Source organism: Roseateles sp. PN1, from assembly GCF_038419725.1.
Lineage (GTDB): Bacteria > Pseudomonadota > Gammaproteobacteria > Burkholderiales > Burkholderiaceae_C > Paucibacter_A.
In genome coordinates this window covers 230,291-249,389 of the sequence record NZ_JBCARA010000004.1, presented here as the reverse complement: position 1 = coordinate 249,389, position 19,099 = coordinate 230,291, and the positions used below count along the sequence as shown (strand labels likewise).

The 19,099-nt window shown below is 63.4% G+C and carries 18 protein-coding genes; 11 read left to right on the top strand and 7 right to left on the bottom strand.

Annotation, left to right across the window (positions count from 1 at the left end; genetic code table 11):
- The first annotated feature begins 3 nt into the window (after positions 1-3).
- The 4 genes from AABB87_RS08330 to AABB87_RS08315 are packed head-to-tail and all read left to right on the top strand — an operon-like array spanning position 4 to position 6,194.
- Complete coding sequence (locus AABB87_RS08330; protein ID WP_341970802.1) at positions 4-1,341, top strand: ATP-binding protein; 1,338 nt, start codon at positions 4-6, stop codon at positions 1,339-1,341.
- Positions 1,338-3,980: an Ig domain-containing protein gene (locus AABB87_RS08325; RefSeq protein WP_341970801.1), complete on the top strand. Its 2,643-nt coding sequence runs from the start codon at positions 1,338-1,340 to the stop codon at positions 3,978-3,980. Before AABB87_RS08330 ends, AABB87_RS08325 begins: the two co-directional genes overlap by 4 nt.
- Complete coding sequence (locus AABB87_RS08320; protein WP_341970800.1) at positions 3,977-5,200, top strand: hypothetical protein; 1,224 nt, start codon at positions 3,977-3,979, stop codon at positions 5,198-5,200. The genes AABB87_RS08325 and AABB87_RS08320 overlap by 4 nt, the downstream gene beginning before the upstream one ends.
- The gene (locus AABB87_RS08315) at positions 5,163-6,194 is read left to right on the top strand and encodes an eCIS core domain-containing protein (protein WP_341970799.1); all 1,032 of its coding nucleotides are present in this window, start codon (positions 5,163-5,165) and stop codon (positions 6,192-6,194) included. Before AABB87_RS08320 ends, AABB87_RS08315 begins: the two co-directional genes overlap by 38 nt.
- A gap of 46 nt (positions 6,195-6,240) precedes the next feature.
- Here AABB87_RS08315 and AABB87_RS08310 read toward each other — a convergent pair whose 3' ends face one another.
- The 3 genes from AABB87_RS08310 to AABB87_RS08300 all read right to left on the bottom strand — a co-directional run bounded on the left by AABB87_RS08310 (position 6,241) and on the right by AABB87_RS08300 (position 8,810).
- The gene (locus tag AABB87_RS08310; protein ID WP_341970798.1) at positions 6,241-6,948 is read right to left on the bottom strand and encodes a riboflavin synthase subunit alpha; all 708 of its coding nucleotides are present in this window, start codon (positions 6,946-6,948) and stop codon (positions 6,241-6,243) included.
- A 38-nt stretch (positions 6,949-6,986) separates the two neighbouring features.
- A complete protein-coding gene (locus AABB87_RS08305; RefSeq protein WP_341970797.1) occupies positions 6,987-8,189 on the bottom strand; it encodes an ammonium transporter in 1,203 nt (400 codons plus the stop codon).
- Positions 8,190-8,456: 267 nt separating this feature from the next.
- Positions 8,457-8,810, bottom strand: a complete 354-nt coding sequence (locus AABB87_RS08300) for an ArsC family reductase (protein WP_341970796.1) — start codon at positions 8,808-8,810, stop codon at positions 8,457-8,459.
- Between the two features lie 72 nt (positions 8,811-8,882).
- Here AABB87_RS08300 and aat point away from each other — a divergent pair, with 72 nt between their 5' ends.
- Together aat and AABB87_RS08290 are read left to right on the top strand one after the other, a co-directional pair.
- The gene (aat, locus tag AABB87_RS08295) at positions 8,883-9,638 is read left to right on the top strand and encodes a leucyl/phenylalanyl-tRNA--protein transferase (protein WP_341970795.1); all 756 of its coding nucleotides are present in this window, start codon (positions 8,883-8,885) and stop codon (positions 9,636-9,638) included.
- A gap of 28 nt (positions 9,639-9,666) precedes the next feature.
- Positions 9,667-10,401 carry an arginyltransferase gene (locus AABB87_RS08290; protein ID WP_341970794.1) on the top strand — a complete coding sequence of 245 codons (735 nt, stop codon included), beginning with the start codon at positions 9,667-9,669 and terminating at the stop codon, positions 10,399-10,401.
- Positions 10,402-10,444: 43 nt separating this feature from the next.
- Here AABB87_RS08290 and AABB87_RS08285 read toward each other — a convergent pair whose 3' ends face one another.
- The 3 genes from AABB87_RS08285 to AABB87_RS08275 all read right to left on the bottom strand — a co-directional run bounded on the left by AABB87_RS08285 (position 10,445) and on the right by AABB87_RS08275 (position 12,944).
- Positions 10,445-11,728: a putative Na+/H+ antiporter gene (locus AABB87_RS08285; protein ID WP_341970793.1), complete on the bottom strand. Its 1,284-nt coding sequence runs from the start codon at positions 11,726-11,728 to the stop codon at positions 10,445-10,447.
- Between the two features lie 109 nt (positions 11,729-11,837).
- The gene (locus AABB87_RS08280; protein ID WP_341970792.1) at positions 11,838-12,518 is read right to left on the bottom strand and encodes an exopolysaccharide biosynthesis protein; all 681 of its coding nucleotides are present in this window, start codon (positions 12,516-12,518) and stop codon (positions 11,838-11,840) included.
- 24 nt (positions 12,519-12,542) lie between these two features.
- Positions 12,543-12,944, bottom strand: coding sequence for a hypothetical protein (locus tag AABB87_RS08275; RefSeq protein ID WP_341970791.1), 402 nt, complete (start codon positions 12,942-12,944; stop codon positions 12,543-12,545).
- A gap of 352 nt (positions 12,945-13,296) precedes the next feature.
- On the opposite strand from AABB87_RS08275, the gene AABB87_RS08270 reads away from it, so the two are divergent.
- From AABB87_RS08270 to AABB87_RS08250, 5 genes are all read left to right on the top strand, one after another.
- On the top strand, positions 13,297-13,515 hold the full coding sequence (locus AABB87_RS08270) for a TOBE domain-containing protein (protein WP_341970790.1): 219 nt from the start codon (positions 13,297-13,299) through the stop codon (positions 13,513-13,515).
- 22 nt (positions 13,516-13,537) lie between these two features.
- The gene (locus tag AABB87_RS08265) at positions 13,538-14,134 is read left to right on the top strand and encodes an RBBP9/YdeN family alpha/beta hydrolase (RefSeq protein ID WP_341970789.1); all 597 of its coding nucleotides are present in this window, start codon (positions 13,538-13,540) and stop codon (positions 14,132-14,134) included.
- A gap of 78 nt (positions 14,135-14,212) precedes the next feature.
- On the top strand, positions 14,213-14,860 hold the full coding sequence (locus AABB87_RS08260; protein WP_058719342.1) for a peroxiredoxin: 648 nt from the start codon (positions 14,213-14,215) through the stop codon (positions 14,858-14,860).
- A gap of 113 nt (positions 14,861-14,973) precedes the next feature.
- Complete coding sequence (locus AABB87_RS08255; protein WP_341970788.1) at positions 14,974-15,927, top strand: CysB family HTH-type transcriptional regulator; 954 nt, start codon at positions 14,974-14,976, stop codon at positions 15,925-15,927.
- A 113-nt stretch (positions 15,928-16,040) separates the two neighbouring features.
- A complete protein-coding gene (locus tag AABB87_RS08250; protein ID WP_341970787.1) occupies positions 16,041-18,023 on the top strand; it encodes a serine hydrolase domain-containing protein in 1,983 nt (660 codons plus the stop codon).
- Positions 18,024-18,158: 135 nt separating this feature from the next.
- Here AABB87_RS08250 and AABB87_RS08245 read toward each other — a convergent pair whose 3' ends face one another.
- Positions 18,159-19,097 carry a DHH family phosphoesterase gene (locus tag AABB87_RS08245; protein WP_341970786.1) on the bottom strand — a complete coding sequence of 313 codons (939 nt, stop codon included), beginning with the start codon at positions 19,095-19,097 and terminating at the stop codon, positions 18,159-18,161.
- Between the last annotated feature and the right edge of the window lie 2 nt (positions 19,098-19,099).

The following is a 19,099-nucleotide window of genomic DNA, read 5'->3' as shown; positions in this document are numbered from 1 at the left end:
GCCATGGACAGCAATCCCATCCACGCCCAGGCCTTGAGCCAGGAACTCGACTGGTTCGGCCAGGTGCTGACTCTGCGTCTTGAGCAGCATTTTCAGCAAAGCGGCGCCGGTTTGGCCCAGGCGCCCGAGCCCCCGCAGCTGGACCCTGCCAGCCAGCTGGCCCAGCTGATCACACAACTGGCGCTGGACAAGGCCGAGCGGGCGCTGCTGGCCCTGGCTCTGTGCCCCCATCTGCGCCCCGCCGCGCTGGACCTGCTTTTCATGCGCAACCAAAACCTGGACCGCGGCTTCACCGAGTTTGGCGGGCAAAAGGCCCTGGGCCATGGCGGCTTTTTGCCGACCGGCGAAACAGCGGCTTTTGTCATCGCCGGCGAAGACCTGGCCGCGCGCTTGGCGCTGCTGAACCTGTTCGACCCACAGCACGCCTTTGCCCGCCATAACGTGCTGCAGCTGCTGACCCCGGCGCCCGCCGAGCCACAGCTCAGCGGCGCGCTAGCGCTCAGCGCCGAGACTCTGCAGCTGCTTTGCACCGGCCACAAAGACAAACCAGACTTCAACGCCCAGTTTCCCGCCAAGCTCATCACCAGCCCACTGACTTGGGATGATCTGGTGCTGGCCCCCGAGGTGATGGACGAAGTCTTGCAGCTGACGGCCTGGATGAATTGGGGCAGCAGCTTGATGCAGGACTGGGGCCTGGCGCGCAGCCTCAAGCCCGGCTACCGCGCGCTGTTCTACGGCCCACCTGGCACCGGCAAAACGCTGACCGCCACCTTGATCGGGCAGAAGTGCGCGGCGGATGTTTACCGGATTGATCTGTCCATGGTGGTGTCCAAATTCATCGGTGAGACGGAGAAGAACTTGGCCCGCGTGTTCGACCAAGCCGAGAGCCGCAACTGGATTCTGTTCTTCGATGAGGCCGATGCCTTGTTCGGCAAGCGCAGCGCCGCCAACACCGCCAACGAGCACCATGCCAACCAGGAGATTGCCTATCTCTTGCAACGCATCGAGGACTTCCCCGGCATCGTCATACTGGCCAGTAATTTGCGCGGCAATCTGGACGAAGCCTTCTCGCGCCGCTTCCAAAGCATGGTGTACTTCCCCCTGCCCGATGCGCCACAGCGCCTGCGCCTGTGGCGCAATATGCTGGCGGCGGACTACCTCAGCCCCGAGTTGGATCTGAAGCAGGTGACGGAACAGTACGAAATCTCGGGCGGGGCAATTGCCAATGTGATTCGCCATGCCGCCCTGAGCGCTAGGCGCCAACAACGCAACAAGATCTTGCCGGCTGAATTGCGCGCCAGCTTGGCCAAAGAACTGCGCAAGGAAGGCAAGACCTTATGAACCACCGGCTGCCTCGACCCATGGCCGCCCTGCTGGGCCTGGCGCTGGGATTGCTTGGACTGCCCTTGGTGCCCGCTTCCACGCCAGTGCCTGCGCCAGTGTCCTCGCCAGCATCCACCGCGACATCCGCGCCGGCAACTGCCGGCACGGCCTCGTCTGCCGTGGCCTCGACCAGCACTAAGCCGGCAAGCCTTGCGCCCGCATTGCCAGCCTGTAGCAGCGACGCCTCAGCCTCCGCTGCAAGCTCGGCCAAACCCGCCACAGCCAACTGCCTGCCCAACCCCACCTTCAATTTAGACATCAGCACGGCACGCCTGCCCTCGGCCCTGGTGGGGCGCCAGTATCTGCACCAAATCCTGGCCCTGGGCGGACAAGCACCGCTGAGCTTTGCCCTCGCCCAGGGGCAGTTGCCGTTAGGCCTGAGCTTGAGCGAGACCGGCGCCATCTTCGGCAAGCCCAGCCAACCCGAAACCCAGGCCTTTGAGGTCAGGCTCAGCGACGCTGATGGGCGCAGCGTGACCCAAGCCTACACACTCAAGGTCAGTGGCGCACCTGGCGCCACCAAACCCTCAGCAGCGGCAAGCAGCGCGTCCGCGCCCAAGCCAGCACCGCCGCTGAAAACGCTCAGCGCGGCGGACGCCCAAGGCCTGACGCCGGAGCCGCCGCACACAGCCATCACCACCTACCAGCTGCCCGCCAATTTTGTCGAGCAGTTGACGGCAGCCGCCGAAGCTGCTCAAGCGGCGGAGGCCGCGGCTGCCGCCGAAGCGGCGCAGCAAGCCGCCCAGCAAGGGACTGAGCCCCTACCCAGTAGCGAACCCAGCGTTTCCGCAGCATCAACAGCAGGCAATGCGGCCACCGCCCGCCCCGCAGCCGGTGCGGCAAGTGCAAGCCCCTCCTCCTCCACCGCAGCCACCGCCGCCGCAGAGGACATGCCTGTGCTGCCCGCCGCGCAGCTCAAGCAGATTGAGAAAATCCTGCAGCCGCTTTTGGGCGTCGAATACCCGACCCGCCATCTCTTCGAGGCCGCGCTGGACGCACAGCTATGCCAATTCAGCCGTGCTTTGCTGAACAGCAGCGCCGCCAAAGAAGGCAAAACGCCTCCCAGCGACAGCGAATTCGCCCGCGCCTGCCCGCCCGACTGGGCCGCACTGGCGCGAAAGCCCCCAGCACCGGCCCAGGCCAACAAACCCCTGGCTTGGCAAGACCTGGCCCCCAGCATCTTGCCGCCGGACTTGCGGCGCACCGTGATCAACTTGGCCGCGGCCAAGCCGGCACACCCGGTCGGCATTCAAACACCCATCGTGCTGGACGGTGCCGACTGCGCCTGCCTGCGCGATGACCTGACCCAGCCGATCATCGCCTTCTACCCCGCCTGGCTGGCGCCCGCACCGGATGCGAACAAGCTCGACTTCAGCATGATCAACCGCATCAACTTCTTCGCCCTGGGCTTCGCTGGCGAAAGCCTGGCCGATGCCCGGCCGCAAGACTGGCCGGAATCTCACACCCAGTTCATTCGTGAGGCCCGGCGCCACGGCAGCAAGATTGACTTCACCATCTACCGCAATGACTGGCAATTTCTGGCCACCGAGCCCGCCGGAGAGCGCGCGGCTTTGACGCAAAGGATGCTCGACCAAATCCCGCCGCAGGCGCGCGCCTTGATCGACACCGCGATGCAAGACCTCGCCTCCCGCGCCAAAGCCGCCATGCCGGGCTTTGGCGAGGTACAGACCTTGGGCGACGGCATCACCCTATTCTTTGATGAAGCGCCCGCCGGAACTGATCCCTTGCGCCCGCGCTTCGAGGACTTCTTCCACCGCTTCGTACTGGCCATGGCGGCGGAACTCAAAAAGGGCGGCCGGCCCTATGCGCTCAACATCGTCGTGCCGGATCATCTATTGGGCCTCACTGGCAGTTATGACATCGCTCGCCTGTTCGACTTCATCAAGGCGGTGGAAGAGCCGCGCATGGAAGAAGACCGCATCGCCGAATCGAAAACTCCCAGCGGCTACGAGCCCAGCAGCCAGGTCACGCTGCGTTTCATCGTGCTGCTCTCAGAACCCAGCAAGCTGAACAAAAAGAGCCTGCGCGCCCTGATCGAGAACGCGCCCGAACTGCACGGCAATAACCGCCGCATCTTCTTGCGCAAGATCGTTCCCCTGCTGTCGCTGCCACAAGCCGATGAGCAGCAACTCGACGATGACCTGATTTACGCCGAAGACAATTTCGGCGGCATCGCCTTCTGGCCCTTGCCGCTGGCAGGCCAGTACTGGTCACCCGAGGCGGCCAAGAGCTTGCTGGCGGTATTCAGCAGCCAAGCCGGCAATAGCCTGGACAGCGCCATCTGCAGCTTCGTCTGCATCCAGCGCTGGTGGGTGCGCCTGGCCTTTGAGGTTTTGCTGCTGATCGGCCTGCTGAGCGTGCTGCTCTTGCAACTCAGCTGCGAACTGCGCGCCAAATACGGGCGTTACGCCCTGCTGGGGGGCGTCCCCACGCTGATCGTCGGCGCCATGCTGCTGCACTGCGACCCGGCGCTGGCCCGAGTCCGTGAAGGCAGCGGGCAGACCATTGTCATGCTGGGCCTGCTCTTGGCGCTGGCCTTGTGGACCCTGTTCAAGCCCAAGGTGAAGCCGCCATGAAGCAAAGACAAAACGCCCCAGTCAACCACGCCGAGCGAGAGCCCTTGCAAGCCGCAGCCTTGAGCAGCGCAGCCTCGGTGCGAAGCGAGAGTTTTGGCGCCAGCACAGAGGCCAACAACAGCCCCCGCCAGCTGGCTCAAGGCGCCTTGATGACCCAGCTGATGGCCGGCCCATCCCCTGCTAGCACCGCGCCAGCTGCCGCGGCGGGTCCGGGCGCCACCGTTCAACTCAAAGGCCGCATTGACCTGAGCAAGATTGACGACGAAGAGAAGCGAAAACGCATCGAGGTGCTGATCAAGCAAGCCCGCGAACAACGCATCGCGGACAAGCAAGTCGCCAGGCAGACTTGGCTGCCTGATCGCCACAAGGACCAGGCCGACACCATGGACAGCGCCTACAACAGCAGCATGGAGGCCGCCCGCAAGAAATACGGTCTGACGATACGCGGACTCAAGGAGAAGGAGGGACTCAGCGATGAGCAATACCTGGATGGCGAACGCTATTACGGGGCGGAAGAAGACGGCGTCTTCAAGCGACCGGACAATGGCAAGCATTACGTCAAGGGCCACAATGGTGTCTTCATGTCGCGCTTTGTGCGGCGCGAACTCAATCAATACGACATTGCCGCCTTGGGGCCGGACGACGCCCGCAAAGATCTGAGCTCCACGGGCATCAGCACGCACTCACAGGTTGACATCGGCCGCAAGAAGCCGCGCCTTTACGGCGATGGCGGCAAGCTGGGGCAGGACCTCGGCACGCCGGAGCGCGAGTTCCTGCAGCAAAGCTATGGCGGCGGCGGCAATCAGTTCGCCTTCAGCCACACGGCCACCCAGCACCCGATTCTGAGCAATGACCATCTCAATTTCGGTGTCAAAGGCAGAAAGGACACCAACACCACGCCTCATGCCCGCATCGTCACCGATCTCTCCAAACTCAATCCGGAGCACCGCCGCGCGCAGTGGGCCATGGCGCCGGAGGAAGAAGGCGGTCACATCATCCGCCGCCCCGAGACTGACTTCGACGAAGAGTGGATGAAAGCCCGGCGTAGCAAGGTCATCCAAAGCGGCTACCGCAACAAGGAAGTGTTGAGTTCCACCATTCCGGCAGAGGCCGTGGTGGCGATTGAGAATGGCTGGGAAACAGGCGATTACACGGGCGGGGTGTCTGCCGCCGGGCAGTGGTTTGGCGGTATCAAGAAGGACAAGGAAAAAGGAATCTGATTCTTTGACTCTCGGGAGCAGCAGCATGAAAGCACGCGTCAAGCATGAACTTCCTCACCAGCACAGCCAGGAGAGCGCGCCAACCGCACGCGGCCCGGCCCTGGCTAGCGAAGCCGTCGACCGCAGTTCACGGCAAAGCACCCAGCGCCAGACGATGGCGCAACTCAAGGCCGCCGCGCCTGCCGGCCATGGCAGCGCGTTGCCAGCCCCGCTGGCCAGTGGCATCAGCCAGTTGAGTGGCGTGGATCTGGGTGGCGTCAAAGTGCATCGAAATTCCGCCAAGCCGGCGCAGCTCAATGCACTGGCCTATGCCCAGGGACAGGACATTCACCTGGGACCCGGCCAAGAGCAGCACTTGCCTCATGAAGCCTGGCACTTGGTGCAGCAAGCACAAGGCCGAGTGAGCTCAACCCGGCAGCTCAAGGGCACCAACATCAACGACGATGAGGCACTGGAGCGCGAAGCTGATCAAATGGGCGAACGCGCCTTGCAGCAGGCCAGCGGCGCCCACGAAAGCGGCTGCGCTTGCGGCAGCTGCCTAAGCCCGAACTTCAGCGCATTGGCGTCCGCCCCGCCGCAGCAGGAAGCAGCGCAGCTGATGTGCGACCGGGGGCATGCTTTCCACAAAAACGGCCCTTGCCCTGATGGAAAAATACTGGATCGCACTCAAGCGCTAGGCGTCAAGCTAGGCGACAAGCACAAAGAAACATCAGCCCACCCGACTTCCAGCAAGTCCACTGCCAAAGTCGAGGAACGGCTCGAACGCCAAATCAACGCAGCAGCCCAGAACCAGCCTTCCAAAGCGACTTATCAAGGAAGAAACGGGAATAACCTCGTCTGGAATGTCGAGCGTGCGACTGCTGAAAAGCAAAAACGTAAAGGCTCACGGCGTGTGTTTCAGCATTCCGGAGGCGGCGGCCAGGGTGATGCGCTGGACTTCTTTGAAGACGGGCTTGGCAACCACTCGGACACAGACGACTCCGACACCGACTAAGCTTCACGCAGACCCGAAATGGTCAACGCGAAGCGCCGCCTGCGCTTTATGACTTCGCCAACTTCACCGGCTCAGCCAACGCATCCAAGCTCTGCCCCTGCGCCGCCAGCAACTTCTCCAGCGCCGGCAGCAAAGGACCCAGCTTTTCTTCCAGCGCATCCCGCACCGTGTCCACAAAGACCTGGGTTTGGCGCTCGATCTCGATATTGAGCGCTGCGCCCTCGGCCTTCTCGCCGAAGGTGGTGGCGCGCAGGGTTTCGGGGATCAGCCAGACTTCGAACCAGCCGGCCTTGCGGTCGGCCTCGGCCACCGTCAGGCTGGCGCCGTTGATGGCGATATAGCCCTTGCTGAAGATGTAGCGCATCCAGGGTGCGGGCACTTGAATGCGCAGCACATGGTTGTTCTCGGGGCGGCGGATGCTGGCCAGCGTGGCCATGAAGTCCACATGGCCCGACAAGGGGTGGCCACCGATTTCGGCGCCGTCGCGGGCGGCGCGCTCCACATTGATGCGGCTACCGAGTTGCAAGCCGGCCAAGGTGGTGAGGGCCAGGCTTTGCTGCATCACGTCGAACTCGGCCTGGTTGGCGTCAACAAGCCGGGTAACCGTCAGGCAAACGCCGTCGCAAGCCACGCTGGCGCCGATTTCCAGCCCCTCGCAGAAGCCCGGCGCGAAGGCCAGGGTGAAGCTGCGCAGACCGGGTCGGTCAGTGAGGGCCGCGACCTGCGCGATGCCTTGAACAATGCCTGTGAACATGGGAAGAACGATGCCAGAACGAAAACAAGGCGCTGAGCTTACCAGCTGACCTCACGCTCGGGCGTGGCGCCGATCTTGTGGATGGACAGGTCGGCACCGTCGAACTCTTCTTCCTGGCTCAGGCGGATACCGACAAAGTGCTTCAAAGCCCCGTAAACCAGCAAGCCGCCGAGCGCGGCCCACACCACGCCCATCAAGGTGCCGATCAACTGCGCCATCAGGCTGACGCCACCGATGCCGCCCGCCCAGCTGCTGCCGAAGATGCCGCAGGCAATGCCGCCCCAGGCGCCGCACAAGCCATGCAGCGGCCACACGCCCAGCACATCATCGATCTTCCAACGGTTCTGGGTCAGGGTGAACATCTGCACAAAGATGATGCCCGCCACCGCGCCCACCACCAGGGCGCCCACCGGATGCATCAGGTCGGAACCCGCGCACACCGCCACTAGGCCGGCCAAGGGGCCGTTGTAGGCGAATCCGGGATCGTTACGGCCGGCCCAGGTGGCCGCCAACGTGCCGCCCACCATGGCCATCAAGCTGTTCACCGCCACCAGGCCGGAGATCTTGTCCAGGGTCTGGGCGCTCATCACATTGAAGCCGAACCAGCCCACCGCCAGCACCCAGGCGCCCAGGGCCAGGAAGGGAATGCTGCTGGGCGGATGCGCACTGATGGCACCATCTTTTTTGTAGCGATTCATGCGCGGGCCCAGCAGCATCACGGCCGCCAGGCCGATCCAGCCGCCCACGGCGTGCACCACCACGCTGCCGGCGAAATCGTGGAACTCTGCGCCAAAGCTGGCTTTGAGCCAGGCTTGCACGCCAAACGCCTGGTTCCAGGCCACGCTCTCGAACAAGGGGTAGATCAGGCCGACGATGACCGCCGTGGCGACCAGCTGCGGGCCGAAACGGGCGCGCTCCGCAATGCCACCGGACACGATGGCCGGGATGGCCGCCGCAAAGGTCAGCAGGAAGAAGAACTTCACCAGCTCATAGCCGTTCTTGGCCGCCAGGCTCTCGGCGCCGGTGAAGAAATGCGTGCCGTAAGCCACCCCGTAGCCAACCAGGAAATACGCCACGGTTGAGACCGAAAAGTCCACCAAGATTTTCACCAGGGCATTGACCTGGTTCTTCTTGCGCACGGTGCCCAGCTCCAAAAAGGCGAAGCCTGCGTGCATGGCCAGCACCATGATGGCGCCGAGCAAAATAAATAGCGCATTCGCGCCTTGACTGAGGGTCTCCATGAAGCTGCGTGGCCTTTTCTCTCGTCTGGCTGAAGGGGAAAGACCCCGAGCCGGCGCGGCAAGCTGGACAAGAACTGCCGCAACCACGCACCAAGGACGGGATCCACCGCACCGAAACAGCAAGAACGATGCCCACATTGGCGCAGCGAAGGACCGCAAGCCAGGGCGCTATTCGCACCAATACACAGCACAACGCACAAAAACAGTGCCGCTACGCCTCAGAGTGGCGCAATGCGACGCTCAGTCTGAGGCGGCCCGCTCAGAGGCTCAGAGATACTGCGCGAACAACTCCGGCTTGAAGCTCAGGCTGAGGTGCCCGTCGGCCCATTCCACGATGGGGCGTTTGATCACACTGGGCTGGGCCAGCATCAAGGCCAGGGCGCTGGCGGCGTCCACCACACCGGCCTTGTCAGCCTCATCCAGCTTGCGCCAGGTGGTGCCGGCGCGGTTGATGACCGACTCCCAACCCAGCTCGGCCAGCCAGCGCTGCGCCTGCTCGGCCGGCACGCCGGCTTTCTTGAAATCGTGGAATTCATAGGCCTGACCATGCTCGGTCAGCCAAGTACGCGCCCGCTTGACGGTGTCGCAGTTCGGAATGCCGTAAACAATAATTGTCTTCATGCTGCCAGTTTAGGGCAGGCCCTTGCCACGGCCGGCCGCCAGCCCACCGCCAACCGCTACCATGCAGGCAAGATGATTGACTGGCTTGACGACTCCACCCTAACCTTCCCGCCCAGCAGCCGCGCGCTGGGGCCGGATTCCGACGCGCCGGGCCTGCTGGCCGCTGGCGGCGACCTCCGCCCCGCGCGCCTGCGTGCGGCCTACTCACAAGGCATCTTCCCCTGGTATGGGCCGGGCCAGCCGCCGCTGTGGTGGGCGCCAGATCCGCGCATGGTTTTGCAGACGGCCAACTTCAAACTCTCACGCTCGCTGCGCAAGACGCTGAGCCACTTCGTGCGCTCGGCCGATTGTGAGATTCGCGTCGACAGCGCCCTGCCCGAGGTGCTGGCCGCCTGCGCCGAGGCGCCGCGCGAGGGCCAGTCTGGCACCTGGATCCTGCCCGAAATGCAGGCCGCCTACCTGGCCTGGGCCCAGCAAGACGGCTGTGTGCACAGCATTGAAACCTGGATGAACGGCGAATTGGCGGGTGGGCTGTACGGCGTCAACCTGGGCCGCATGTTCTTCGGCGAATCGATGTTCATGCGGCGCAGCGATGCCTCAAAAATCGCTCTGGCCGCGCTGATCTGCCTGTGCCGCTCGCATGGCATTACATGGATTGACTGCCAGCAAAACACCCGCCACCTCGCCTCCATGGGCGCGGCCGAGGTGCCGCGCACGGCCTTCGAAGCCCATCTGGCACAGGCCTGCCCACAAGCTGCGCCGGCGGCATGGCACTATCATCCGGCCCTGTGGACCCAGCTCGGCGGCAGCTTTGCCGACGAGTGCTAAGGCCCAAACCCCACTGACCCGCCACGCCGTGACCTACCCCAAGGATCTCCCGCTCGCCAAGCTGCAGTTTTATGCGACTGCAACCTATCCCTGCAGCTATCTGCCGGGGAGGCAAGCGCGCTCGCAAGTGGCAACACCCAGCCATCTGATCCACGCCGATGCCTACTCGGGCCTGGTTTCTGCCGGCTTTCGGCGCAGCGGCCTGTTCACCTACCGGCCGCATTGCGATGGTTGCAAGGCCTGCGTGCCGATGCGCATCCCGGTGCAAGAGTTCCGCGCCACGCGCAGCCAGCGGCGCGCCTGGACCCAGCATCAAAACCTGCAAGCCCGGGTGCTGCGCTTGGGCTATAGCCAGGAGCATTACGAGCTCTATCTGCGCTACCAGACCGGCCGCCATTCAGGCGGCGGCATGGACAACGACAGCGTTGACCAATACACCCAGTTCCTGCTGCAAAGCCGCATCAATTCGCGCCTGGTGGAATTCCGCGAGCAGCAGGCAGACGGCAGCAGCACGCTCAAGATGGTGTCGATTCTGGACATCCTGAGCGACGGCTTGTCGGCCGTCTACACCTTCTACGAGCCCGATGAAAATGCCAGTTACGGCACTTACAACGTGATGTGGCAGATCCGCCAGGCCAAGGACTTGCAGCTCTCCCACCTCTACCTGGGCTATTGGATCGCCGAAAGCCCCAAGATGGCTTACAAGGCCAAGTACCGCCCGCACCAGCTGCGCCTGGATGGGCAGTGGGTACAGCAGGACTGAATCTAGCGGCGCCGATGGGCGCCTCGCTCAGTCCCGCCGTCGATCAAAGGTATTTGAAAGCGGCAGCCGCCACCAAGGTCGGCAGCAAGGCCGCCATCAACAAGCCCAGGGGATTGACGGCCTGGTGGTCGAAATGCGGCCGCAGAATCGCAATGCCCGCCGGGTTGGGTGCGTTGGCAATGATGGTCAAGCCACCACCCGTCACGGCACCCGCCACCAACGCGTACTTAAAGCCTTCTGAAAGCCCCTCAACCAGAGAACCCAGATAGGTCAGCGCCGCGTTATCGGTCAACGCGGTCAAGAGCGTGGCGCCAAAAAACACGGCCTCGCTGCTCATGCTCATCAAAACCGGCTGCAACCACCATTGCTGCTGCCCGCCCAGCACCACCAAGCCAGCCAGGAAGAAGGCCACCAACAAACCCTCACGCAGGATCAGCCGATCCTGATGCCGCTGATAGGCCGTGGCCACGCCGAGGAAGAACAAGAACAAGCCCATGAACACCGCCGGATGGTGGGCAAACAGCACCACGCCGGCCAAGAACATCAGGTGCACCAGCACCAGGGCCTTGGGCACCGGCGGCGCATCGGTGGCCGCCGCCTCTTGCAAGGGCAAGCGCGCCAACTCCTTGCCGAATATCAGGGCCACACCGGCGGTGTTCACCGCAATTGCCACCGCCGCCTTCCAACCGAAGGTGGCCAGCATGAAGCTGCTGTCCCAGCCCCATTTCGCGGCCACCATCAAGACCGGCGGCGCGGCAAATGAGGTCAGCGTGCCGCCGATGGAGATGTTCACGAACAGCACGCCCAGCGTGGCGTATTTCAAGCGTGTTGAGATTGGCCGGGCGAAGAAGTTCTCCGCCAGCATCAAGGCGGCCAGCGTCATGGCCGCCGGCTCGGTAATGAAGGAGCCCAGCAAGGGCACCAGCACCAAAACCAGCACATACATGCCCACACTGCCCGGCAGGGGCAGGAAGCGCGCAATCATGCGCACGGCCGCCATGGCGGATTGAAGAATCGGCCGCGTGCCTGCGATCACCATGATGGCGAACACAAACATCGGCTCGGTGAAATTGCGGCTTTCGAGGTAGGTGATGGCCTGATGCTCGCCCTGCACGGCAAACATGAACAGCATCAGCACCATGGCCCAGAAGCCAAACACCACCTCGACCTCGCCCAGCAAATGCCACAGCCCCGCATGGCGGGGGCGGCTGTGCGCGAGGTTCTCGAAAAACTTGGTGGAAAAAGTGTGAATCAGCGCGACGCCGAACACGAGGGCAGCAAACACCTCGGTGGCGTGGCTGGCAATAGCGGGAGGGATCTGGAACATGCTCGCACAAAATTGGCGAGGCGGCCCGACCTTCGCTGTTCACCTGCCGAGCCGCCCATTGCGGCCCAAGCACCCAGAGGCATTTTACCTGCCGGGTATCAAGGCAAGGTCAAAACAAGGCGCCGAGCTCCAGCCCGGTCCAGCGGGTCAGGAACGCCAGTCCGCGCTGCGCCACATCCACCAGCACATGGCCCATCATCAGCGCAAAGGCAAACGCGCCCGAGCCCACCACCGCCGCTGCCAGCAAGGCCAGACCATCGCGGAACATCCAACCCAGGCTCAACAGCACCAGGCTGATGCTGGGCAGCACATTGCCAAAAGGCACCGGCAGCAAGATCAGCAAGCCCATCAGGGCGATCCACAGGCGCCAACCCTTGTGGGTGCGGCGATGGCTGGCCCAGTGCCAGCGCGCCTTCATCAAGCGATCCGACAAGCCATACATCCAGGCCAGGAATTTCAGGCAGCGGCGTGACCACTGGGCATTCAAGCGCACCCGGCTGAGCCGCTCGGGCACGATGCGCTCATCCAGCGCCGTGCTCCAGCGCCACGCCAGGGCGAAGATCACAAAACTCAGCAGCGTGCCCACCCCGGCCAGGGGCATCACACTCAGCACCGCCATCAGCAGCAAGAGCACGGCGGCCGAGGCCTCACCGTGCAAGCGCAGCAGATCGGGCAAGGACAGATCGCGCACGCCGCCCAAGACCTTGGCCTCGGCAGGCGCTGCCGCCGCGTGATCGTGAAGATGCTCCTGCGCGGCGCGGCGAAAGGACTCGGCCAGTTGCTTGGACATGGGCTAACTAATTCTTCGCGTGGATCAGATGCCGGCCTGCTGGCGCAGCTGCTGCACGCTGGGCACACGACCCAGCAGCAAATGGGCAGCGCCCGCCAAGACCAACATCACCACCAGGCCGAAGAGCCACAGCAGCCAAATCACAGGCTCCAACCAACCCATGGCCGAGCCCAGCAGCGGCAGCACATCGCGCGCGCTGTTGAGCAACCACAGCACACCGTCCTGCGCCAATTTGACAGTGGCCGGATCAATCCACAGCGCCAGGGCCGGTGGCAAAGGCATGGTGGCTGCGGCCGTACCCAGTTGCTCCGCTTGACCCGAGGCCAGCAGGCCGGCTGCCCATTCGCTGACCGTCACAAACAACAGGGCAGCACCGGTCCACAGCGCGGCCAGCAGGGCGAAAACAATCCAAACGGCAATCTTCATCGGGTAACTTTGTGCTGCGTCTGCAGCGTTGGCAAGCGTCAAGGGTGGCGAAGCAAAGTCGAGCAGGGCCGCTTCGAACAGGCTTGCAGGATAGGTTTCGGCCGGGCTCTTGCAAACCATGCCGAGGCTGAATGACGCTGCGCTTTTTTCGAACAGTCCGCAAGCAAGCCCATAGCATTTGCATTGATTGGCGCGCTCAGCGCACAAAAGCGCATCGCGCAGATTCGCTCAAGGCGCACGCCCGAACCGGCGGCAGCCCATATGCGGCCAGGGCATGAGCATGTGCGAACGCATTCCTTGGCCCGCGCGCAGGCCCTCCTTAAGCTGGCGGCACGCAATCAGAGGAGGCTCCATGAGCATCACCGCCATCAATGTCCGCAACCAGTTTCGCGGCGTCATTAAGGAAGTCATCGAAGGCCCAGTCGTGTCCGAGGTCGATGTGCAGACGTCCAGCGGGCAGATCGTCACCTCGGTCATCACCACCCGCTCGGTGAAGGAGTTAGGCCTGGTGGTGGGCCGCGAGGTGGTGGCGCTGGTGAAGTCCACCGAAGTGTCGATCGCCACACTCTGAAGTCCAAGAAGGAGCGCCCGCCATGCTGAGCAATCCCTACCGCAGCCCACGCTTATTGATCGTCCCTGGCTTGCACGACAGCGGCCACGGCCACTGGCAAACCTGGCTGCAACAGCAGTTCCGCGACTCACGCCGGGTGCAGCAGCGCGATTTCAGCCAGCCCGATCTGCAACGCTGGGCCGACCGCATCAAGACCACGCTGGACGCCGCCGGCCCCGGCGAATGGATTGCGGTGGCCCATAGCTTTGGCGCCTTGGCCTTGGTGCGCCATTTAGCGGACCATGCCGACAGCCCCATCCGCCAAGTGCTGCTGGTGGCCCCGGCCGAGCCCGACAAGTTCGGCCTGGCCGAGTCTTTGCCGCATCACCGCCTGCCGGTGCCCAGCAGCTTGATTGCCAGCCAGAACGACCCCTGGATGAGTGCCGCCTCGGCCCTGCGCTGGGCCTCGCGTTGGGGATCGAGCTTCAGCAACCTTGGCGCGGTCGGGCATATCAACACCGAATCCGGCTTTGGCCCCTTCCCTTTGGCCAAGCGCTGGGTGGAGGCCGCCAAGGCCCGCTCGGCGCGGGAGCATCGACCCAGCCATGCGAACTTCAGCGAATGGTCGTTCGCGGTTTGAGGCCTCGCGGTCTCCATGCTGCAGGCACCAAGAAACCTAACCCTCATTTCACCTGCACCCAAAAAAGGAAATACAAGCATGCCAAGCCTGCGCCTGGGCGACCTCGCCCCTGACTTTGAACAAGCTTCCACCGAAGGCCCGATCAGCTTCCACCAATGGCTGGGCGATAGCTGGGGCGTGTTGTTCTCGCACCCGGCCGATTTCACGCCGGTCTGCACGACAGAGTTGGGCCGCACAGCCAAGCTCAAGGACGAGTTCTCGCGCCGCAATGTGAAGGCCATCGCCCTGTCGGTGGACCCGCTGGACAAGCATCTGGCCTGGATCACCGACATCAACGACACCCAGGGCACCGAGGTGAACTTCCCCATCCTGGCCGATGCCGACCGCCGCGTCAGCGAGCTTTACGACCTGATTCACCCGAATGCCTCGGCCACGCTGACCGTGCGCTCACTCTTCATCATTGACCCGGCCAAAAAGGTGCGGCTGATCATCACCTACCCGGCATCCACCGGCCGCAACTTCAACGAGATCCTGCGCGTCATCGACTCGCTGCAGTTGACCGAGTACCAAAGCGTGGCCACGCCGGCCGATTGGCAGGACGGCGACGACGTCGTGATCGTGCCTTCGCTGCAAGACCCGGAACTGCTCAAACAGAAGTTCCCGCAGGGATTTGAAGCCGTGCGCCCTTATCTGCGCTACACCACCCTGCCCAAACGAGCCGCTTGATCCTTGTGAGGGCGGCATTGCCGCAATTGCTCATATCGTTAGCAGAAATGCTTGGAGGACAAGCGCAGCCTCTTTCTCTAACAATGGAAATCAAATAGCGACTGAGGCTGAGCGTGAATTTCCAACAATTGAGATCCGTCCGAGAAGCGCAGCGCCGCGGCTTCAACCTCACCGAAGTGGCCCTGGCGCTGCACACCTCGCAGCCGGGCGTCAGCCGCCAAATCAGGGAGCTGGAAGACGAGCTGGGCATTGAGATTTTTCACCGCGCCGGCAAGCGCCTGACCGGCCTGACCGAACCGGGCCGCAATGTGCTGCCCATCGTCGAGCGTTTGCTTCACGAAGCCGACAACCTCAAACGCGCCGGTGATGACTACGCCCAGGCCGGCAGCGGCACGCTGCGCATCGCCGCCACGCACAGCCAGGCTCGCTACGCCTTGCCGCCGGTGGTGCGCGACTTCCGCGCCGCCCATCCCGATGTCACCTTGCACCTGCAACAAGGCTCGCCGCAGCAAGTGGCGCGCCTGCTGCTGGACGGCGAGGCCGATGTGGGCATTGCCACCGAAGCATTGACCCAGTACACCGAACTGGTCGCCCTGCCCTGCTACCGCTGGACCCACAACATCATCGTCCCGCTGGGCCACCCCTTGGCGGCAGAGGCCGAGGCACTGGCCGCCGAGGGTCAGGTCTTGAGTCTGGCCCGCTTGGCGCAGTTCCCCATCGTCACGTATGAGAGCGGCTACACCGGCCGCGCCCACATCGACGATGCTTTCAGCAAGGCCGGGCTGGAGCTCAATGTGGTGCTCGCCGCCATGGACGCCGATGTGATCAAGACCTATGTGGATCTGGGCTTGGGTGTGGGCATCGTCGCGGCCATTGCCTACGACGAGCAACGCGACCAGCATCTGAGCGCCATCGATGCACGCCATCTGTTTACCGACAACTTGACCCGCTTGGCCGTGCGCCGTGACGCCTATCTGCGCGACTACATCTACGCCTTCATCGCCACCTTTGCCGCGCCACTGGACCGCGCCACCGTAGATCAGGCGCGCAGCGGGCACGGCGACTGAGAGTCCGGAGGCCGCGCCAGACCAAGCCTTGCGCGGCCAAAACCGCTCGCATTCAACTCGGGTACCTTGCGTCTGCATGACTTCCCGCCCGTGTTGGGCTAGCGATTAGCATCATGGCTTCCAAACCGATTGGGGCCATCACCATGCACCGTCAGCTTGTACTCGTCACTGCGCTCGTCACCGCCCTGCACGCCTTGAACGCTCAGGCCGACAACACGCCGGCCGGCCACACTTACACGCCGCCGGATGCATTCACGGTGAGCCAGACCGGGCCGCAGCTGCGCCTGACCGCGCCCGAGGGTGATGCCAGCATCGTCATGGTGGAACTGGCTGCCGCCAAAGATGCCAAGGACGCGGTGGCGCAGGCCTGGGCCCAGGCGCAACCCGATTTCAAGCGCAGCCTGCGCATTGCCACCCCGCGGCCAGCACGCAATGGCTGGGTCGACCAGCAGGTGTTCGAGTACGAAACCTCGCCGAATGAAAAGCTGGTGCTACAAGCCATCGCCCGCCGCGCCAGCACAGGTGCCGGCTGGGTGGTGCTTCTGCTGCAAGCCTCCGAGGCCACGCTGGAAAAGCGCAGCAGCCCGATCGGCAAATTCTTCAGCAGCCTGCGGCCCCAGGGCTATGAGCGCGAGAGCTTCGCAGGCCGTACCCCTAAGCCGCTGACGCCCGAAGTCGTCGAGAAACTCAAGGCCTTTGTCGCCGATGGCATGAAGCAGCTCGATGTGCCCGGCGTGGGCCTGAGCTTCATCAGCGAAGGCAAACTGGTCTGGGCCGGTGGCTTGGGCGTGCGCCAGTTGGGCAAGCCAGCCCCGGTTGACGCCGACACACTCTTCATGGCCGCCTCCAACACCAAGGCCATGACCACCGCCTTGATGGCGCGCGCGGTTGACGCAGGCAAGCTGAGTTGGGATCAGCCGGCCAACCAAGCTTATCCAGGCTTCAGACTAGCCGAGCCCGAGGTCAGCAATAGCGTGCGGGTCAAGCACCTCGTCTGCGCCTGCACCGGCATGCCGCGCCAGGACTTGGAGTGGCTGTTTGCAGACGGCAAAGCGCCCGCCAAAATCACCTTTGATCAACTCAGCGTGATGAAGCCGACCAGCCAGTTCGGTGAGGTGTTTCAGTACAGCAATTTGATGGTCAGCGCCGGCGGCTATATCGCAGCCCATGCGCTCAAGCCCAATCAGGAAGTGGGCGCCGCTTACGACAGCGCCATGCAAGAACTGCTGTTCCGCCCGCTGGGCATGACGCGCACCACGTTCGACTACAAACAAGCACAGAGTGGCAACCATGCCAGCCCGCACGGTGATGCCTTGGACGGCAGCACCCGCCAAGCCGCCATGGATCTGAACTACACCATCATTCCCGGCCGCCCGGCAGGTGCTGTGTGGACCAGCCCACGCGACTTCAGCCGCTGGGTGTTGATGGAGCTGGGCAAAGGCAAAACACCTGAGGGCCAGCCGCTGATTTCAGAAGCCAACTGGGCTGCCCGTTATGCCCCGCAGGTGATGGTGGGCGAAGACATCAGCTATGGGCTGGGCCTTTTCGTCGACAAGCAATACGGCATCACCGTGGCCTCGCATGGCGGCGATATGTTGGGCTACCACTCCAATATGATTTGGCTGCCCGAATCCGGCATGGGCGTGACGATTCTGACCAACTCCGATGCCGGCGTGCTGCTTCGCGGGCCGCTGCAACGCAAGCTGCTGGAACTGGTGTTCGACGGTCGGCCCGAGGCCGACGAACGGCTGCAAGTCGCCATCGCCAACCGCAAAGCCGAAGCCGCCAAGACCCGCGAATTGCTGACCCTGCCGGTGCCCGCCGAGGCGATCAACAAGCTGGCCGCCCGCTACCACAGCCCGCAGCTGGGCCACATCAAGGTCAGCCGCAAAGCCGGCAAAGTGGAGTTCCAGTTTGATCACTGGCGCAGCGAAGTTGCGCTTCGCAAGAACGAAGACGGCACGCAGAGCTACATCACCATCTCGCCCGGCATCAGCGGCATCGAGTTTGTGCGCGACGACAAGGCCGGCAAGCCCACGCTGATCCTGCGCGATGCGCAGCACGAATACCGCTTCGAACAGGCGCGCAAGTCCTGAGGGCAGACGGGTCTAGCGAGGTCTACCGAGGTCTAACGGGGTCCAACAGGGTCTAACGCTTAGCGGAATTTGGCAAGGGCGGAAGGCCTGGGCGATTGCGCCTCAACTTCCGCCGCATTGAAAAGCCCTCAGCGCTCAGGCTTGGGCGTCCCCGCTGCCTTGCGCATTGAACTCGCCGCTCAGCAACTCCGGCAAGCGGGCCACGTCCATCCTGAATCCACAGGCTTGAGCATGGCCACCGCCGCCCAGGCTCTCGGCCAAGGGGATGCAATCGAAATTGCGCTGCGAACGCAGCCCGCATTTCACCGCGCCACCGCTGCCGGCACTCCACATCAAAGCAAAAGTGCCGGACTTGGCCGACAACAAATCGCCGACAAGGCTATGGAACATGCCCGGTGCATTGACCATCAAACCGGTGATGCCGTTAAAGGTCAGCGGCTGCGCGCCCTCTGCCAGGTCGGCGCATAGCTTGCGATACTTCTCGTCCATCGCCGAGCCACGCGCCATGAAAGCTGCCGTTTCGTCCGGGCTGAAGGCGGCGATTTCTTGCCAACGAGCAAACTCCTTGGCTTCCATGTCCAGCGCCGACAAGTAGGCGCCGCTTTCGGGGTATTGCCAGGCCCAGATGTCGCGGTCTTCGATGAAGCGCACCAGATCGGGCAAAGGCTGCTCGGGCAGGAAGAACTCCCAAGCCAAGCGCGCGCCGGACTTGCTCATATCGAAATGCACCACACCACAGCGGCATTGGAAGCCGCCGAGCTTTTCAGCCGCGCTCTTGTGATGATCCAACATCACCAACTTGGCCGCTGCCGAATCGATGGCGCTGAGGATCTCCGCCGGAAACGAGAAGTCGAGGATGTAGACCGCACGCCCGTCGACCGGCGGCAGATCGGCCAGGCTCTGCACCTGCCCATGATCGAGCCCCAGGAACTCGGCTTGGCCGCCATAAAACAGCCAGGCCGCCAGCGCCGCAGCAAATCCGTCAGGACAGCCCTTGCCGTGATATAGCACCAGTGGGTTTGGATCCTCAAGCGAGGGGGCAAGCAAAAGTTGCAAAGGGAGAATGGATTTCATAG

Excerpts from the sequence above, each read along its gene's own strand:
- AABB87_RS08330 (WP_341970802.1), top strand. The coding sequence starts at position 4 with ATGGACAGCAATCCCATCCACGCCCAGGCCTTGAGCCAGGAACTCGAC.
- AABB87_RS08325 (WP_341970801.1), top strand. The coding sequence starts at position 1,338 with ATGAACCACCGGCTGCCTCGACCCATGGCCGCCCTGCTGGGCCTGGCG.
- AABB87_RS08320 (WP_341970800.1), top strand. The coding sequence starts at position 3,977 with ATGAAGCAAAGACAAAACGCCCCAGTCAACCACGCCGAGCGAGAGCCC.
- AABB87_RS08310 (WP_341970798.1), bottom strand. The coding sequence starts at position 6,948 with ATGTTCACAGGCATTGTTCAAGGCATCGCGCAGGTCGCGGCCCTCACT.
- AABB87_RS08305 (WP_341970797.1), bottom strand. The coding sequence starts at position 8,189 with ATGGAGACCCTCAGTCAAGGCGCGAATGCGCTATTTATTTTGCTCGGC.
- AABB87_RS08300 (WP_341970796.1), bottom strand. The coding sequence starts at position 8,810 with ATGAAGACAATTATTGTTTACGGCATTCCGAACTGCGACACCGTCAAG.
- aat (WP_341970795.1), top strand. The coding sequence starts at position 8,883 with ATGATTGACTGGCTTGACGACTCCACCCTAACCTTCCCGCCCAGCAGC.
- AABB87_RS08285 (WP_341970793.1), bottom strand. The coding sequence starts at position 11,728 with ATGTTCCAGATCCCTCCCGCTATTGCCAGCCACGCCACCGAGGTGTTT.
- AABB87_RS08280 (WP_341970792.1), bottom strand. The coding sequence starts at position 12,518 with ATGTCCAAGCAACTGGCCGAGTCCTTTCGCCGCGCCGCGCAGGAGCAT.
- AABB87_RS08275 (WP_341970791.1), bottom strand. The coding sequence starts at position 12,944 with ATGAAGATTGCCGTTTGGATTGTTTTCGCCCTGCTGGCCGCGCTGTGG.
- AABB87_RS08270 (WP_341970790.1), top strand. The coding sequence starts at position 13,297 with ATGAGCATCACCGCCATCAATGTCCGCAACCAGTTTCGCGGCGTCATT.
- AABB87_RS08265 (WP_341970789.1), top strand. The coding sequence starts at position 13,538 with ATGCTGAGCAATCCCTACCGCAGCCCACGCTTATTGATCGTCCCTGGC.
- AABB87_RS08260 (WP_058719342.1), top strand. The coding sequence starts at position 14,213 with ATGCCAAGCCTGCGCCTGGGCGACCTCGCCCCTGACTTTGAACAAGCT.
- AABB87_RS08250 (WP_341970787.1), top strand. The coding sequence starts at position 16,041 with ATGGCTTCCAAACCGATTGGGGCCATCACCATGCACCGTCAGCTTGTA.
- AABB87_RS08245 (WP_341970786.1), bottom strand. The coding sequence starts at position 19,097 with ATGAAATCCATTCTCCCTTTGCAACTTTTGCTTGCCCCCTCGCTTGAG.